Raw genomic sequence first — 15,057 nt, 5'->3', positions numbered from 1 at the left:
CTCGATCACATCGGTGGCCGTCAGGTTTCGGGCCACGATGGTGCCTAAACCCTCACGGATGCGGCTGAGGTTGCCTGCTTGGGTAGCGCCAAGCGCCTTCACCGAGGCCAGTTCATCGGTCCGCCAGTCGATCAGCTGATCGATGGTCAGGTTCTCGCCGGGTGTACCGCCGCGAGCCTCGTAGTCGGCCTGCTCGCGCTCGATGCGTTCCGCCCAGGTCTTGGCGGCAGTTTTGGTTGGGAAGGTGCGGTATTGGTCTTTGTGGCCCTTGCGGCGCACCATTGCGCGCCAGCGGCCGTTGCGGTTTTGCAGCGTTGCCATCGTTGTGCCATTCCATGTTGTGCCAATCCATCGCTGGCACAAAAATGCTACAGCTGATTGGGAATTACCGGGCAAAACCGGGAAAAATCGGGTGTAACTGTGTATCCCTATATCGTCTTAAGTGCATGAAAACATTGAATTCCGAGCAGATCCGCCTGTGCGTGGCCCCCATGATGGACTGGACCGACCGCCATTGCCGGTACTTCCACCGGCTGCTGGCACCGGGCGCACGGCTGTACACCGAGATGGTCCACGCCAACGCGGTGATCCACGGCGATCGCGAGCGCCTGCTCGGGTTCGACGGCAGCGAGCATCCGCTGGCGCTGCAGCTGGGCGGCAGCGATCCGATCCTCCTCGCGCAGGCGGCGCGCATCGCCCAGGACTGGGGCTACGACGAGGTCAATCTCAACTGCGGTTGCCCCTCTGATCGGGTCCAGGCCGGGCGCTTCGGTGCCTGCCTGATGCGCGAGCCGGTGCTGGTGGCCCAGTGCGTGGCGGCCATGGTCGCTGCGGTCGACATCCCGGTCACGGTCAAGTGCCGATTGGGTGTTGATGAGGACAACGACTACGAAACCTTCGTCAACTTCGTCGATCAATCTGCCAACGCCGGTAGCGCGATGTTCATCGTGCACGCCCGCAACGCGTGGTTGAAGGGCTTGTCGCCGAAGGAGAACCGCGAGGTGCCGCCGCTGCGCTACGACTGGGCGCACCGGCTCAAGGCCGACCGCCCGGCGCTGCAGATCGTGCTCAACGGCGGTCTGGCCACGGTCGAGGCCGCGCAGGCCCAGCTGCCCGCGCTGGACGGGGTCATGCTGGGCCGTGCCGCCTACCACGACCCCTACGTGCTGCATCAGCTCGAGGCGGCCCAGACCGGTGCGGCGCTGCAGCCGCGCGAGGCACTGCTGCGCGCCATGCGTCCCTACATCGAGGAGCAGCTCGGCCGCGGCCTGGCCCTCAAGCACATCACCCGCCACCTGCTCGGCCTGTTCCACGGCCAGCCGGGCGGCCGGGCGTTCCGGCAGGTGCTCAGCGAAGGCGCGCATCGCGCTGGCGCCGATTGGGACCTGATCGAGCAGGCGCTGGCGATCACCCGYGCCCAGGCCGAACGCGTCGCTGCGTGAGCCGCGTCACCTTGTCTGCTTGACAAGGGGCCCACTTTAGCCGCCAATGTTCACTTAGATGAACGGAGTGGGGGCCCAATCGGAAAAGTTCAGACCGGATTCACTGCATAAACCCAAGAATTCGCTAAGGATTTGTAAAACGCCGGCTGATGCTGGCGGTTGCCGATTCACAACTTTTGAACGTTTAGCCGCGCTCCGCTAGGATCAGACCGATGTTCTCCGTGACCTGCCACCGCCGTCTTGCCGTCCTCGCCCTGCTGGCGACGGGCGCCGCTGCCGCCATCGGCAGTGCATCGGCACAGGAGCATGATCCGGCACGCGCCGAGATGATCCGGGCCTCCCGGGGCGCACCGCCGGAACGGTCGCTGTCCGATGCGGTCCGCCGCGTCCAGCGCACCACCGGCGGCCACATCCTGGGTGCCGAGCGGGTGCCCTACGACGGTCGCGACATCAACCGGGTCAAATACATGGACGACCGCGGTCGGGTCCGCTACATGGACGACCCCGCGCCGGCACGTTCACAGCCCCGCGCACCACGATCGGATATGTCTTCACTACGCGGCGATAACCCCTGAACAGGGATAGTTGTCCGTAATCATCTGTATTCCACTGGCCTCAGGCCATACCCAGGACACTAGGGAGAGTTCATGCGTATCCTTCTGGTCGAAGACGAAGCCCCGCTGCGGGAAACACTGGCAGCCCGGCTCAAGCGCGAAGGCTTTGCCGTCGATGCCGCGCAGGACGGTGAGGAAGGTCTGTACATGGGCCGCGAAGTGCCGTTCGACGTGGGCATCATCGATCTGGGCCTGCCGAAGATGTCGGGCATGGAACTGATCAAGGCGCTGCGCGACGAGGGCAAGAAATTCCCGGTGCTGATCCTCACCGCACGCTCGAGCTGGCAGGACAAGGTCGAGGGCCTCAAGCAGGGCGCCGACGACTACCTGGTCAAGCCGTTCCATGTCGAAGAACTGCTGGCCCGCGTCAACGCGCTGCTGCGCCGCGCCGCTGGCTGGAGCAAGCCGACGCTGGAATGCGGCCCGGTCGCGCTGGATCTTGCCGCGCAGACGGTCAGCGTCAGCGGCAGCAACGTGGACCTCACCAGCTATGAGTACAAGGTGCTCGAATACCTGATGATGCATGCCGGTGAACTGGTCTCCAAGGCCGACCTCACCGAGCACATCTATCAGCAGGATTTCGATCGCGATTCCAACGTGCTGGAAGTGTTCATCGGTCGCCTGCGCAAGAAGCTCGACGCCGATGGCGAACTCAAGCCGATCGAAACCGTGCGTGGCCGCGGTTACCGTTTCGCGATTCCGCGCAACGAGGGCTGAGCCCTGCAGGGCGATTGAACGATGTCAGGCCGTCTGTGGTTCTTCAAACGCTGGCGGCCGCGCTCCCTGCAGGCGCGCCAGTTGCTGGCCGCCTCGGTGGGCCTGGTCGCGTTCCTGGCCATCGCCGGCTACGCGCTGGATGCGGCCTTCGCCGATACGGCGCGCGCCAACCTCCAGGAGCGCCTGAAAAACTACGCCCGGGCATACGCGGCCGGGATCGACTTCACCCGTGACCGCTCGCTGTACATCCGCGAGCAGCCACCGGATCCGCGCTTCGACATGCCCGGCAGCGGCCTCTACCTGCAGGTCGTGATGCCCGAAGGCAAAGGCAACTCGTTGTCGGCCGAAGGGCCGATGCTGCCGAGCGCCGGCCTGCTGGCGCCGCTGCGGGAGGTGTTTGAAGGCCCCCTGCCGATGGTCCAGATCGATGGCAGCCAGGGCTCGGTGTATCGCTATGGCATGGGCCTGGTCTGGGATGCCGAAGCCGATCCAACCACTGAATTTCCGTACACCATCTATGTGATGGAAGACTCGCGCGCGCTTGGCGCGCAGCTGCGCGTCTTCCGTGGCCGCGTTTGGTTCTGGATGGGCGGTGCCGGCCTGATCCTGCTGATGCTGCAGACCGTGATCCTGCAGTGGAGCCTGCGCCCGATGCGGCGCGTGATCACCGAACTGACCAAGGTGCAGCGTGGCGAAACCGCGCGCATGAGCGAGCGCCACCCGCGTGAGTTGGAGCCGCTCACCGACAGCATCAACGCCTTCATCGAAAGCGAGCGCGAAAACCTCGAGCGCCAGCGCAACACCCTGGCCGACCTCGCGCACAGCCTGAAAACACCGCTGGCGGTGCTGCGCACCCAACTGGACAGCGGCGCGCAGGACCAGGACCTGCGGCAGGAATTCGACGTGCAGCTACGGCGCATGAACAACCTGGTGTCCTACCAGTTGGCGCGCGCGGCTTCGTCGGGCCACAAGCTGTTCTCGGCGCCGCTGCCGATCGAGTCCAACGCCGAAGAGATTGTGCGCGGGCTGGAGAAGGTCTACGCCGGCAAGGGCGTGCTGTGCGAATTCGATATCGATGAAGCCGCGCGCTTCCATGGCGAACCGGGCGATCTTCAGGAGCTGCTCGGCAACCTGCTGGAGAACGCCTTCAAGTGGGCCAACCGTCGTGTGCTGCTCACCGCCAAGCCGTTGCCGGCGCCGGGCGCACGGCGTGCCGGGCTGGTGCTGTCGGTGGATGATGATGGCCCGGGCATTGCCCCGGAGGACGTTGCCAAGGTTCTGCAGCGTGGCGTGCGCGGCGACGAGCGCGTACAGGGCCACGGCATCGGCCTGTCGATCGTGCAGGACCTGATCAAGGATTACCGTGGCGAACTGCAGGTCAAGCGTTCGCCCGAACTGGGCGGTGCGCGTTTCGAAGTGAAGCTGCCGCCCGGGCCGTAAGGTCCGTCAGTTCCGGACATTGCATCGACCAACGGTCGATGCCTACCGGGGCGTGGTGACGTGCAGGGCAGCGGATGACGGTTGGTGGTTGTCCGCCAGGCCCGGCGGCTCGCCGTAGAAACGGCGCAGATGCGCGGCAACCGTCGGCATCTCCTGCTGCAGCAGATCCGGCGCGGAGAAGTGGTACTCGGTGACCACCGCGAAGAATTCTTCCGGGGCTTCGGCCGCATACGGATCGATCAACGTGTCGCGGCCGCGATCGACCTGCGCGCAGAACGCGTCGTAGGCGGTCTGGAAATCCCTGGCCCATTGCCGCTGCCAGTCGCGCGGCAGCGGCGGGGTGCCATCGATGGCGCCGTCCAGTGCGTCGATCTTGTGCGCCATCTCGTGCACGGCCACGCAGTAGCCGGCATGCGGATCGGCGATGTCGGCCTGGATATCGGCCCACGACAGGATCAGCGGGCCGCTGTCCCAGGATTCGCCGATGAGCTCGTCATCCCACTCATGCAGCACGCCGGCGGCATCGACATGGCTGCGCTGCACCCGGAAGGCATCGGGATAGACGATCAGCTGCGACCAGCCGCGCAGGCCAACCTCACCCAGTTCCAGCAACGGCAGGCAGCACAACGCGGCCAGCAGTACGCCGTCGCCTTCGTCCAACTGCAGGTTGCCGACCGGGCTGATGGTTTTTTCGTGCAGGAAGCGCGCACTCAGGGTGTGCAGACGCTCGCGGCRTTCCCCGTCCAGTCCGCGCAGCCACGCGGCGCGTTGGCAACTTTGCTGCCACAGGTCTGCATCAATGGCGCGCGGCGTGCGCCGCAACCAGCCCCACATACGTTCGATCAGCGGAACATGCCCGGCAGGAAGCTGTGCCACTTCGGCGCGCGCAGGCGCGGCAGCACGTCGTCATCGCTGCCGCCGCCACCCGTGCTGCCGCCGCTGGCGGCGCTGGGCTTGGCCGCAGGCGCACGTGCCGCCGGTGCGGCTGCAGGCGCGGTGCGCTCGCTTTCGGCCGGCGAATACACGCAGCCGCCCCGCCCCGTGCTGGTCAGCGCATCGGAAGCGTGCGCGGCCAAGGGGGCCATCAGCAGGATCAGGCAATGGGCGAACGGGCGCATCGTCGACATCCGGAAGGCGGGTCAGCTTTCGATTCTAGCCCGATTCAGCGCCGCGATTGGAAGCCCTCCGGCAGGCAGCGGATCGGGCTTTCCCGCATAATTTTCCCGATCACCTGATGGAAGCTGCCGTGGACGACCGCCAACTGCTGGCCAAACTGGGCGCCGGACGCCTGTCCGGCGATGCCCTGGCCCGCGAACTGGGCCAGACCCGGGCTGCAATTTGGAAGCGGATTCAAGGACTTAGGGCGGCCGGCGTGGAAGTCGAAGGGCGCGCCGGTGAGGGCTATGGGCTTACCCGGCCGTTGGACCTGCTGGAACCGGAGACCATCCGCGCCGGCTTGCCCAAGGTCACCCAGGCCCTGCTGCAGTCGCTGCAGGTCGCCTGGACTGTGGACTCCACCAACGCTGAATTGCTGCGCTGCAGCGCGCCTGAACAGGGCGTTCGCGTCCTGCTGGCCGAGCGCCAGACCGGCGGCCGTGGCCGTCGCGGCCGGACCTGGGCCTCGCCACTGGCCGCCAACGTCTACCTGTCGGTGCTGCGCCTGTTCTCCGGTGGCCTGGTCCGCCTGAGCGGCCTGAGCCTGGTGGCCGGCATCGCGGTGGCCGAGGCGCTGCACGACCTGGGCTACGTGCAGGCAGGGTTGAAGTGGCCGAACGATCTGATGGTGGACGGACGCAAGCTGGTCGGCCTGCTGGCCGAGGGCGGCGGCGAATATGCCGGCCCGGCGCGCGCGGTGATCGGTATCGGCATCAACGTCCACATGCCGGCGGCATCGGCGGCGCAGATCGCCCAGCCGTGGATCGACCTGGACACCCTGGCCGGCGCGCCGGTAGACCGCAATACCGTGGTGGCCGCCGTGCTGGCGCGGCTGTTGCCGGCGCTGGAAACCTTCGATGCGCAGGGGCTGGCGCCGTTCCTGCCGCGCTATGCCGAACTGGACCTGCTGCAGGGCAAGACCGTGCGCGTGGAGCAGGGCGGACAGTGGCGCGAAGGCGTCGCGCTGGGGCTGGCCGAAGATGGCGCGCTGCGCGTGCGAATCGATGGCGTGGAGCAGCATGTGCATGCCGGCGAAGTCAGCGTGAGGGCGCAATGAGCGACTGGTTGTTCGACCTGGGCAATTCCCGGTTCAAGTTCGCACCGTTGCAGGGTGCGCGTGCCGGCGATGTGCAGGCCTGGCCGCACGGTGCCGAAGCAATGCCCGCCGACGCGCTGCAGGCGCTGCCCAGTGGCGGGGTGGCCTATGTGGCCAGCGTTGCCGCGCCCGCCCTGACGCGCAGCATGCTGGCGATCCTGCAGGGGCGCTTTCAACAGGTTCGGGTGGCGCGCACGCAGGCGCGCTATGCCGGGGTGCAGGTGGCCTACGCCGACCCAGGGAAGTTCGGCGTGGATCGCTTCCTGGGCCTGCTGGCCGTGGCCGAACGTGGCGAAGCGGTGGTGGTGGCCGGTGTCGGCACGGCATTGACCATCGATCTGCTCGACGCCGACGGGCTGCATCGCGGCGGCCGCATCGCGGCCTCGCCCACCACCATGCGCGAAGCGCTGCATGCGCGTGCGGTGCAGCTGCCGGCCACGGGCGGGGACTACAGCGAGTTCGCCAATGACACCGCCGATGCTCTGGCCTCCGGCTGCGACGGGGCGGCGGTGGCATTGATCGAACGCAGCCGCCTGCAGGCGGCCGAGCTGCTGGGCAGCATGCCGACACTGCTGGTGCATGGCGGTGGCGCACCGGCCTTGATGCCGCTGCTGGTGGATGCGCACTTCCAGCCGGCGCTGGTGCTCGATGGCCTGGCGCGCTGGGCCGTGCACCAGCCTGCGGACGCAGGGTAGGATCCCCGCATGCTGACCCGTGCCCTGATCGTCGTGCTGGCCATCCTCAACCTGGGGGTGGCGTTGTGGTGGATGTTGCGTGGCGACCCGGTGCCGGCCGCGCCCGCCCCGACTACCGGCGTGGCGCAGCTGCAGTTGCTGCCGACCACCGGTAGTCCGCCGCCGGCCGCCAGGGTGGCGGCCGCGCCAACCCAGGCATTGGATGATGTGACGCCCGAGCCGACGCCGGCGCCGGCGCCGGTCGCCACGCCCGCTGCGGCCATCACCGAGCCGGCGACCGCCAGCGTGACTGCAGCGCCGGCACCGACGTCGACACCTGCCGTGGTCCCGCCAACCCCTGCGCCGGCTGTCGCACCTGCGGCTGCTCCCACGCCGGTCGCCGCCGCGCCGGCGCAATGCGTGAGCCTGGGGCCCTTCGCCGACCGTGCCGCCGCCCAGGCCGCGCAGGCCAAGGCCGGTGCATCACTGCGCAGTACCCGCCTGCGTGAGATCGCCGATGCCGGGGCTACCCGCTACCGGGTGCTGCTGCCAGCCGCCGCCAGCCGCGACGAGGCACAAGCCACGGTCAAGCGGATCGTGGCGGCCGGGGTGAGCGATTACTACATCATTGCCCAAGGCGAAGAGACCAACGCCATCGCCCTGGGCCAGTACCGCAACCGCGAGGGCGCCGAACGCCGCATGGCCGCACTCAGCGCCGCCGGCTTCAACGCCCGCATGGTCGCCAGCGGCGGTGATGGCAGCGCGCAGTGGTGGTTGGATGCGACCCTCGCCGATCAGGCCGACCCCGGTGCGGTGCGCCAACGCAGCGGCGCGGCCCAGCAGCGCTCGCTGGACTGTGCGCGGTTGCGCTAGAATTCGTGCTCCGCGACGGCCCATGCCGCTCGCCGTGCCTTTGCCGGCATAGCTCAGTTGGTAGAGCAACCGCCTTGTAAGCGGTAGGTCCCCAGTTCGAATCCGGGTGCCGGCACCATTTCCCGCATCGCCCTTCCGCCCGACAGGGCCCGCTTGCGAGCGTTACTGCGTCTGCGCGTACCGATACGACAACAACGACTTCACCAGGAACGTCACCTGCGTGGCCGAGCGCGCATCCACGCGCATCACCGGCAGGCGGAAACCGGCATCCAACAGCGCCTGCCGCACGTCGGGCACCAGCAGCTCGGGATGTTCGTCGGTGCGGGTGATGCCCACCGCCAGGCTGGCCTGCGGCGCGATCCGCGAGAACTCGTTCAGCAGTTCCACCGTTGAAGCGATCGGCTCGGGGTGGCGCGCGCTGACCAGCACGATCACCCCCAACGCGCCTTCGCAGACCATCGGCCACATGAAATCCAGGTAGCGTTGGCCGGGCACCCCGTAGATGTGCAGCAGTTCGCCGTCGTCCAGCTCGATCGAGCTGTAGTCCAGCGCCACCGTGGTTTCGACCTTGTCACCGTACGCGTCTTCGCTCAGCGGCATTTCGGTGCTGACCGGCTCGACATCGGAGATCGCGCGTACCGCGGTGGTCTTGCCCGCGCCCATGCCACCGACGAAAACCAGCTTGTTGGCGGGCTGGCTCATGATGCGGCTCCCTGGAACAAGGTGAGGCCGAAGCGTCGCGCCACCCAGGAGAAGAAGCGTGAATCGGTGGTGTCGCCGCGGCGTTCAGAACGGGTCACGGGGGCTTCCTCGGTCAAGGCAAGGCCACTGGCAAGGGCGGCCGAAAAGAGCAACTGGGCGGTGTCGTGCGGTATGCCACAGGCACCGGCCAACGCGCTGGCACGCCACGGGCGCGCGTGCAGGCGCGCGATCGGCAGCAGCCAGTGGCCGGGCACATCCTCGGCATTGAGGTCGGGCCATTGGCGCAGCCGCAGCGAGGCCTGCCCGGCCGCTGCGGGCAGCAGTTCGGGACGATGGCGGGCAATGCAGAAAAACAGCGCTTCGAACGAATGCCGCTGCGGCAGTCGATACGCGTACTGATGCTGGAAGGTCTGCGCATCGATGGCGGTCGGCGACCAGGTCGCATCGTCCAGTTGCGCGGCCACCTCGGCCAGCGTGGTGGACGCGGGCAGGGCGATGCTGCGTGTGCCCGGGTCGACCAGCAGCGTCATCGCACCGCGTTGCAGCAGGTGCATGCCGGTCGACGGTGCACCGTGTTGGGCCAGCTGCAGCAGCAGCGGCGTGCCCTGCGCCGAAGCAGTCGCCTCCGGTGCGGCCAGCAGCAGCGTGGAGAGCTGTTCGTTGAGATCGCGGACGGTGGCGCCGTGCGGCAGTTCACCGCGCGCGCTGGCATCGAAGCGGCGCGCGATGACCAACGTCGGTACGCCCTGCGCACGCGCCTGGGCAAGCGCACCGGCGCCGGCGGCATGGTCCAGGCCGATCACCAGCAGGTCCACGGTCTGCGCGGACCACGCCTGCAGGGCCACGTCCAAGCGCTCGGCGAGCAGCATCGAGCTGGCCAGCTTGAGCCGGGTCTGGTGCAACAGATCGAGCCCGATCGAGGCGATCTGGAAGGTACGCATGGGGGTTTTCATGGGGGTGCCAAAGCGGCCGGTCATCGCATGCCTTGGGCACGCTGCGGCGCGGAGATCCCGCGCGGCCTGCGCCGCACGGGACATGCATCGATCAGCTGAAGTCCAGGGTCTTTTCGAAGGCCTTCAGTTCGTGCCGCGACATCGCCAGATTGGCCTTGGCGCGGTCCATGATCACGTACAGGAACAGCACCGGGTTGCTCTCCAGCGGGCGGATCAGGTGGTACTGGGTGCCCAGGCTGATCAGGATGTCTTCGATGCTGTCGGCCAGGCCCAGCTGCTCGGCCACGCGACGCTTGGTGCGCACCACGTCGGTGTTGCCGGCCGCGGCCAGTTCCAGGTTGATATTGCCGCCGCCGACGGTGGCCAGGGCCATGCCGCTATCACTGTCGACCAGGGYCGCGCCGACGAAACCGGCGACCGCGTTGAGCTTTTCCAGATTGAGATTGGACATGAAAATCCTTGTGAGTCAGGCAAAGAGGTAGACAGGCCGAAGACCCGTCCGAAGGCACTGCAGAAAGAGGACGATCAGGCGGCGCGAGCGCGCAGCACGGCTTCAAGACGGGTGGCGCATTCGCGCGCATGGAACAGCAGCACGGCCATGTTGAGCGCATGTGCGCCCACGGCGGTGAGGGTCAGCGGCTTGTCGCCCTGGATGCGGATCAGCACCACGTTGCCCTGGCGCGTACAGATGGTGGCGTAGTCGGCTTCGCTCAGCGCCAGTTCGCGCGAGACGGTCTCACCCAGGGTGAGGAACGAGTTGGCCATCGCGGCGAGGCGGCGCCCGTCCACGTCCAGTGCCGAATCCTCGGCCACGGCGCGGCCATCGGCGGTGGACAGCATCAGCAGGGAAATGCCGCGCTCGCGTTCGCGCGCCTGCGCGAATGCGGCCTGGATGCGGTCGATGTCATACAACTGTCGGGCCGGCTGGCTCTCGCCGCTGGCACTGCGGACAATCTGGTGAATGGTACTGCGCTGCACGTACTGCCCCCTGGCACACGACGAAACACGAACCAATCCGTAATGGATTAGTCAATCAGTACTGCGAAGAAGTGTGAAATGTAGCACGGTATTTTTGCCTTCACGGGTAACGCAGGATGAACCGCGTGCGCGTCGACGCGGGTGTCAAAGCATTGACGCGCAAGGCATTCCAGCCGCGTCGCCCTACGCTCAGTGGCGCGCAGCGCCGTCGACGGTCATCGGCAACCTGTCTGGCTTGCCGGTACTGCTGCATCGCCGCGAGTCGTCCCATGCCGGGCTGGCTAGACTGTGGCTCTTTTTCCGCATTTGCAGGAGGCACCCCATGGCCACGTATTCCCCGGTTTCCCTGATCGGCGTTCCCACCGATATCGGGGCGGGCCATCGCGGCGCGGGCCTGGGGCCGGACGCCCTGCGCATCGCCGGGCTGGCCGAGGCATTGACCGCCCGGGGCGTGGACGTGCGCGACGTGGGCAACCTGGACGGCCCGCGTAATCCGTGGACGCCGCCGGTGCAGGGCTATCGCCACCTGGACGAAGTGGTGGCCTGGAACCGCGCACTGATGGACGCCACCTATGCCGAGCTGCAGGCCGGGCGCATGCCGATCATGCTCGGCGGCGACCATTGCCTGGGCATCGGCTCGATCACCGCGGTGGCGCGCTGGTGCCGCGAGCAGGGCAAGACCCTGCGCGTGCTGTGGCTGGATGCGCATTCGGACTTCAACACCAGCGAGGTGACCCCGTCGGGCAATGTGCACGGCATGCCGGTGGCCTGCCTGTGCGGGCTGGGCCCGGACGCGCTGACCCGGCTGGGCGGCGACGCCCCGGCGATCCGCCCGCAGCAGGTGCACCAGATCGGCATCCGTTCGGTGGACCAGGAAGAGAAGCGCCTGATCAAGCAGCATCAGGTGGATGTGTACGACATGCGCTACATCGACGAGGCGGGCATGAAGCGCACCATGGAAGCGGCGCTGCAGGGCATCGATGACAACACCCACCTGCATGTCAGCTTCGATGTGGACTTCCTGGATCCGAGCATCGCCCCGGGCGTGGGCACCACCGTGCCGGGCGGGGTGAACTACCGCGAGGCGCAGCTGGTGATGGAGATGATCGCCGACACCGGGCGCATGGGGTCACTGGATATCGTCGAGCTGAATCCGCTGCTGGACAACCGCAACAGCACGGCGGTGCTGGCGGTGGACCTGGTCGAAAGCCTGTTCGGGAAATCCACATTGATGCGCGATTGATCCTCGCCACGCGGCGCTTTCCGGCGCGTGGCTGAATGATCGCAAGCCGCGTTCACATTCGCTGCACGCCGTTCCCGCCAGATTGCATCCACGCGGCGGCAGTGCCGGAAACGGCCACTACGTCACCGCGATCAGGAAGAAGGGCCGCACTGCGCCGAGGGCGCGCGCGTGCCCATCTGACAGGTGGGACCGGATTCCGGTGTCGACGTAGATCAATTAGGAGAACCCCATGAAGCGTGTTATTGCACTGATGCTGTTGTCGATGTTCTCGGTGGCCATGCTGTCCGGCTGCAACACCGTTGCCGGTGCCGGCAAGGATGTGCAGAAGGCTGGCGAGAAGGTCGAAGACGCTGCCAAGACCAACTGATCGATTCGATCAGGCGTCAACGAAAAAGGCCGGGTTTCCCGGCCTTTTTCTTTGCGTCGGGTTTTGCCTGGGCAGCCATGGTCCATTCAAGCAGGTGAGCATCCGTTTCATGCGCGCTTGACCGTGTCCAAACGCCGACTGTCGCAGTCTGTATCCACGGCGACGGTGCCGTTGCAATCAAGGATGCCAACCCATGAACAAAGACATCATTTCCGGCAAGTGGACCCAGCTCAAGGGCAAGGCGCAGRCCAAGTGGGGCGACCTGACTGACGACGATTTCAAGGTGGCCGAAGGCAATGCCGAATATCTGGCAGGCCGTCTGCAGGAACGCTATGGCTGGGCGCGTGACCGCGCTGAGTCCGAGGTCAAGGACTTCGAAAAAGCCATGCACAAGGACTACCCGGATTTCCACTGACGCCGCTGGACGCCGCGTAAACGCGGCCGCTTCATCGGGGGTATGAAACACGACACGGGCCGCTACTGCGGCCCGTGTCGTATGCGTTGCTGTCTACCGCCGCTCAGCGCCGCGGTGGATCGGGCACGTACTGCGAGGGGAAGGCGCGGGGCGTTCCATCGCGGGGTTGCTGCACCGGCACGGGCAGGATGCCGCGCGCGGCGAGATTGCGCGCGCTGTCGTAGCGCACCTCTACCTGCTGGGCCGGCACCACGCTGGCACGTTCGAAGGCGGTATCGCGCACGCGCGAGGTTTCGCGCGCGCCGTGGCCGGTCCCGAGGCGTTGGGCGGGTTCCGCCGCCGGCGAGCGCATTGCCGAACCGGTCGTGGTGACGCTGTCGACGACCGCCGGGGCAGCGGCTTCAGCCGCGTCGACACGCCCGCGCAGCGCGGGCAGGCTGCGCCGCTCGACCGCCGGCGACAGGTCGCGCGCGATGGCGTTGGCTTCGCGGAACACCGCGATCCCGATTACCCCGATGTTGTCCGGGCGGCCGGTGCGGCTGGCGTAGCTGCCTTGCGGCGAGGTGAACACGAACTGCGCCACTTCGTCCGAGGATTTGCGCCAGCCGCTGATGTCCGCGGTCTGCCAGGGGTTGAGCACGTAGCCGGTCTGGCCCGGTGCGGCCACCTCGCCGGTGATCGCATTAAGGCCATCCACCGAGACCACCACCAGCACCCGCTCGGCGCTGCCATTGCGCAGCCGCACGCTGTARCGGTGGCCCTTCTCGCCGGCGATCCAGCGCTGGGCTCCATCGCGGTACTGCGGCAGCGTGGTGCCGGCGTCGCGGTCGAGCACGGTCAGGTGGACCGGGCCGCGGTCRTACTCCGGGACGGGGCGGAAGCCGCACAGGGCCAGCACGGCGAACAGGGGCAGGATCAGGCGTTTCATGGCAGGGCTCCGCGATGGGGGTAACGGATTGAACGCGCCAGGGGTTGCAACGGGGTTGCGCCCGGGCAGGTAAACTGGCGCGGTTCACCTGTCCGTAATGATCCCCCACATGACTACCCGCGTTCTTACCGGCATCACCCCCTCCGGCACGCCCCACCTGGGCAACTACGTCGGCGCCATCCGTCCGGCCATTGCCGCCAGCCAGGCGTCGGGCATCGAGAGCTTCTTCTTCCTGGCCGACCTGCACAGCCTGATCAAGGCGCAGGAGCCGGAGCGGACCCAGCGCTCGACCCTGGAAATCGCCGCCAGCTGGCTGGCGTGCGGGCTGGACGCGGACAAGGTGTGGTTCTACCGGCAGAGCGACATTCCCGAAACCACCGAGCTGATGTGGTTCCTGACCGCCATCGCCAGCAAGGGCATCCTCAACCGTGCCCACGCCTACAAGGCGGCGGTGGACAAGAACCGCGAGGAGCAGCAGGACGAAGATGCCGGGATCAGCGCGGGCTTGTTCATGTACCCGGTGCTGATGGCCGCCGACATCCTGATCTTCAAGGCCAACCGCGTCCCGGTGGGCCGCGACCAGATCCAGCACATCGAGATGGCGCGCGATTTCGCCCAGCGCTTCAACCATGTGTACGGCAGGGAGTACTTCCCGCTGCCGGAGGTGGTGATCGACGAGCAGGTGGCCACGCTGGCCGGCCTGGACGGTCGCAAGATGAGCAAGAGTTACCACAACACCATTCCGCTGTTCGCCCCACGTGCGGAGCTGAAGAAGCTGGTATTCGCCATCCTCACCGACTCGCGCGCACCGGGCGAGCCCAAGACCACCGAGGGCTCGGCGCTGTTCCAGATGTACCAGGCCTTCGCCAGCGCCGAGCAGACCGCCGCGTTCGCGCAGGCCTTCGCCGATGGCATCAGCTGGGGCGATGCCAAGCAGCAGCTGTTCGAGCGTATCGATGCCGAACTGACCCCGCTGCGCGAGCGCTACGAGGCGCTGATGGCCGAGCCGGAAAAGATCGAGGCGCTGCTGCGCCGTCGCGGCCAGCAGCTGCGCGAGCAGTATGCGATGCCGCTGTTGAAGGAACTGCGCCATGCGGTAGGCCTGCGTGACCTGTCCAGTGCCGGCAACATCGCCGGTGATGCCGCCACCGAGGCCCGCGCCGCGCCGCCGCTGTTCAAGCAGTACCGCGAGAAGGACGGCCGTTTCTATTTCAAGCTGCTGGCCGGCGATGGCAGCCTGCTGATCCAGAGCGAGGGCTTCGATTCGCCGCGCGATGCCGGGCAGGTGATCGGTGTGCTCAAGCAGACCGCGCACGGCGATGGGTTGCAGAGCGAGCTGTTCAAGATCGAGGCCGACGTGGCCGTGGTGCTGGCCGCGCTGCAGGAACTGCGCGGGTAAGCGCGGCCCCTGGGTGGCCCCCGGCCTCACCGGTAGTGCCGGCCGCTGGCCGGCTCCCAGC

The 15,057-nt window shown here is 67.2% G+C and carries 18 protein-coding genes, 1 tRNA gene and 1 pseudogene; 12 read left to right on the top strand and 8 right to left on the bottom strand.

Annotated elements, in window-relative coordinates; translation table 11 throughout:
* Positions 1 to 321: pseudogene (locus ACXJKH_RS05175) on the bottom strand (site-specific integrase); the annotation flags it as partial.
* Positions 322 to 446: 125 nt separating this feature from the next.
* Between ACXJKH_RS05175 and dusA the strand changes: the two are divergent.
* From dusA to ACXJKH_RS05155, 4 genes are all read left to right on the top strand, one after another.
* Positions 447 to 1,442: a tRNA dihydrouridine(20/20a) synthase DusA gene (gene dusA, locus ACXJKH_RS05170; RefSeq protein WP_457318547.1), complete on the top strand. Its 996-nt coding sequence runs from the start codon at positions 447 to 449 to the stop codon at positions 1,440 to 1,442.
* 212 nt (positions 1,443 to 1,654) lie between these two features.
* Positions 1,655 to 2,017, top strand: coding sequence for a hypothetical protein (locus tag ACXJKH_RS05165; protein ID WP_256775201.1), 363 nt, complete (start codon positions 1,655 to 1,657; stop codon positions 2,015 to 2,017).
* Between the two features lie 72 nt (positions 2,018 to 2,089).
* On the top strand, positions 2,090 to 2,773 hold the full coding sequence (locus tag ACXJKH_RS05160) for a response regulator transcription factor (protein ID WP_038691087.1): 684 nt from the start codon (positions 2,090 to 2,092) through the stop codon (positions 2,771 to 2,773).
* Between the two features lie 21 nt (positions 2,774 to 2,794).
* Positions 2,795 to 4,213: an ATP-binding protein gene (locus ACXJKH_RS05155; protein WP_457318546.1), complete on the top strand. Its 1,419-nt coding sequence runs from the start codon at positions 2,795 to 2,797 to the stop codon at positions 4,211 to 4,213.
* 42 nt (positions 4,214 to 4,255) lie between these two features.
* Here ACXJKH_RS05155 and ACXJKH_RS05150 read toward each other — a convergent pair whose 3' ends face one another.
* Both ACXJKH_RS05150 and ACXJKH_RS05145 read right to left on the bottom strand, forming a co-directional pair.
* On the bottom strand, positions 4,256 to 5,047 hold the full coding sequence (locus ACXJKH_RS05150; RefSeq protein ID WP_457318545.1) for a M90 family metallopeptidase: 792 nt from the start codon (positions 5,045 to 5,047) through the stop codon (positions 4,256 to 4,258).
* Between the two features lie 8 nt (positions 5,048 to 5,055).
* Complete coding sequence (locus ACXJKH_RS05145; protein ID WP_457318544.1) at positions 5,056 to 5,331, bottom strand: hypothetical protein; 276 nt, start codon at positions 5,329 to 5,331, stop codon at positions 5,056 to 5,058.
* Positions 5,332 to 5,447: 116 nt separating this feature from the next.
* Here ACXJKH_RS05145 and birA point away from each other — a divergent pair, with 116 nt between their 5' ends.
* The 4 genes from birA to ACXJKH_RS05125 all read left to right on the top strand — a co-directional run bounded on the left by birA (position 5,448) and on the right by ACXJKH_RS05125 (position 8,129).
* Positions 5,448 to 6,425 (top strand): bifunctional biotin--[acetyl-CoA-carboxylase] ligase/biotin operon repressor BirA, encoded by a 978-nt coding sequence (birA, locus tag ACXJKH_RS05140; protein WP_457318543.1) that lies wholly within the window; start codon positions 5,448 to 5,450, stop codon positions 6,423 to 6,425.
* The gene (locus ACXJKH_RS05135) at positions 6,422 to 7,159 is read left to right on the top strand and encodes a type III pantothenate kinase (protein ID WP_256775196.1); all 738 of its coding nucleotides are present in this window, start codon (positions 6,422 to 6,424) and stop codon (positions 7,157 to 7,159) included. The genes birA and ACXJKH_RS05135 overlap by 4 nt, the downstream gene beginning before the upstream one ends.
* Before the next feature lie 9 nt (positions 7,160 to 7,168).
* The gene (locus ACXJKH_RS05130) at positions 7,169 to 8,011 is read left to right on the top strand and encodes an SPOR domain-containing protein (RefSeq protein ID WP_457318542.1); all 843 of its coding nucleotides are present in this window, start codon (positions 7,169 to 7,171) and stop codon (positions 8,009 to 8,011) included.
* Positions 8,012 to 8,053: 42 nt separating this feature from the next.
* Positions 8,054 to 8,129, top strand: a tRNA-Thr gene (locus tag ACXJKH_RS05125).
* Positions 8,130 to 8,173: 44 nt separating this feature from the next.
* On the opposite strand, the gene ACXJKH_RS05120 is transcribed toward ACXJKH_RS05125, so the two are convergent.
* From ACXJKH_RS05120 to ACXJKH_RS05105, 4 genes are all read right to left on the bottom strand, one after another.
* Complete coding sequence (locus ACXJKH_RS05120) at positions 8,174 to 8,713, bottom strand: GTP-binding protein (RefSeq protein WP_457318541.1); 540 nt, start codon at positions 8,711 to 8,713, stop codon at positions 8,174 to 8,176.
* A complete protein-coding gene (locus ACXJKH_RS05115; RefSeq protein ID WP_457318540.1) occupies positions 8,710 to 9,654 on the bottom strand; it encodes a hypothetical protein in 945 nt (314 codons plus the stop codon). The genes ACXJKH_RS05120 and ACXJKH_RS05115 overlap by 4 nt, the downstream gene beginning before the upstream one ends.
* A 103-nt stretch (positions 9,655 to 9,757) precedes the next feature.
* On the bottom strand, positions 9,758 to 10,117 hold the full coding sequence (locus ACXJKH_RS05110) for a roadblock/LC7 domain-containing protein (RefSeq protein WP_457318539.1): 360 nt from the start codon (positions 10,115 to 10,117) through the stop codon (positions 9,758 to 9,760).
* Positions 10,118 to 10,191: 74 nt separating this feature from the next.
* Entirely contained in the window at positions 10,192 to 10,644 is a 453-nt protein-coding gene (locus ACXJKH_RS05105) for a roadblock/LC7 domain-containing protein (protein ID WP_256775191.1), read from the bottom strand.
* A gap of 322 nt (positions 10,645 to 10,966) precedes the next feature.
* Here ACXJKH_RS05105 and rocF point away from each other — a divergent pair, with 322 nt between their 5' ends.
* The 3 genes from rocF to ACXJKH_RS05090 all read left to right on the top strand — a co-directional run bounded on the left by rocF (position 10,967) and on the right by ACXJKH_RS05090 (position 12,669).
* Positions 10,967 to 11,887 (top strand): arginase, encoded by a 921-nt coding sequence (gene rocF / locus ACXJKH_RS05100; protein WP_457318538.1) that lies wholly within the window; start codon positions 10,967 to 10,969, stop codon positions 11,885 to 11,887.
* Positions 11,888 to 12,116: 229 nt separating this feature from the next.
* The gene (locus ACXJKH_RS05095) at positions 12,117 to 12,254 is read left to right on the top strand and encodes an entericidin A/B family lipoprotein (RefSeq protein ID WP_038691079.1); all 138 of its coding nucleotides are present in this window, start codon (positions 12,117 to 12,119) and stop codon (positions 12,252 to 12,254) included.
* 193 nt (positions 12,255 to 12,447) lie between these two features.
* The gene (locus ACXJKH_RS05090) at positions 12,448 to 12,669 is read left to right on the top strand and encodes a CsbD family protein (protein ID WP_457318537.1); all 222 of its coding nucleotides are present in this window, start codon (positions 12,448 to 12,450) and stop codon (positions 12,667 to 12,669) included.
* Between the two features lie 103 nt (positions 12,670 to 12,772).
* On the opposite strand, the gene ACXJKH_RS05085 is transcribed toward ACXJKH_RS05090, so the two are convergent.
* Entirely contained in the window at positions 12,773 to 13,597 is an 825-nt protein-coding gene (locus tag ACXJKH_RS05085) for a hypothetical protein (protein WP_457318536.1), read from the bottom strand.
* A 109-nt stretch (positions 13,598 to 13,706) separates the two neighbouring features.
* Between ACXJKH_RS05085 and ACXJKH_RS05080 the strand changes: the two genes are divergently transcribed.
* Entirely contained in the window at positions 13,707 to 14,996 is a 1,290-nt protein-coding gene (locus ACXJKH_RS05080) for a tryptophan--tRNA ligase (RefSeq protein ID WP_457318535.1), read from the top strand.
* Positions 14,997 to 15,057 lie beyond the last annotated feature (61 nt).

The sequence above is a fragment of the Stenotrophomonas sp. P5_B8 genome (genome assembly GCF_054049855.1).
This window is presented reverse-complemented; position numbering and strand designations above follow the sequence as displayed.

Bases quoted from the DNA above. Each gene is read 5' to 3' on its own strand.
- rocF (WP_457318538.1), top strand. From the start codon at position 10,967: ATGGCCACGTATTCCCCGGTTTCCCTGATCGGCGTTCCCACCGATATC.
- ACXJKH_RS05080 (WP_457318535.1), top strand. From the start codon at position 13,707: ATGACTACCCGCGTTCTTACCGGCATCACCCCCTCCGGCACGCCCCAC.
- ACXJKH_RS05095 (WP_038691079.1), top strand. From the start codon at position 12,117: ATGAAGCGTGTTATTGCACTGATGCTGTTGTCGATGTTCTCGGTGGCC.
- ACXJKH_RS05145 (WP_457318544.1), bottom strand. From the start codon at position 5,331: ATGCGCCCGTTCGCCCATTGCCTGATCCTGCTGATGGCCCCCTTGGCC.
- ACXJKH_RS05155 (WP_457318546.1), top strand. From the start codon at position 2,795: ATGTCAGGCCGTCTGTGGTTCTTCAAACGCTGGCGGCCGCGCTCCCTG.
- ACXJKH_RS05135 (WP_256775196.1), top strand. From the start codon at position 6,422: ATGAGCGACTGGTTGTTCGACCTGGGCAATTCCCGGTTCAAGTTCGCA.
- ACXJKH_RS05130 (WP_457318542.1), top strand. From the start codon at position 7,169: ATGCTGACCCGTGCCCTGATCGTCGTGCTGGCCATCCTCAACCTGGGG.
- ACXJKH_RS05165 (WP_256775201.1), top strand. From the start codon at position 1,655: ATGTTCTCCGTGACCTGCCACCGCCGTCTTGCCGTCCTCGCCCTGCTG.
- ACXJKH_RS05120 (WP_457318541.1), bottom strand. From the start codon at position 8,713: ATGAGCCAGCCCGCCAACAAGCTGGTTTTCGTCGGTGGCATGGGCGCG.
- birA (WP_457318543.1), top strand. From the start codon at position 5,448: ATGGAAGCTGCCGTGGACGACCGCCAACTGCTGGCCAAACTGGGCGCC.
- ACXJKH_RS05160 (WP_038691087.1), top strand. From the start codon at position 2,090: ATGCGTATCCTTCTGGTCGAAGACGAAGCCCCGCTGCGGGAAACACTG.
- ACXJKH_RS05115 (WP_457318540.1), bottom strand. From the start codon at position 9,654: ATGCGTACCTTCCAGATCGCCTCGATCGGGCTCGATCTGTTGCACCAG.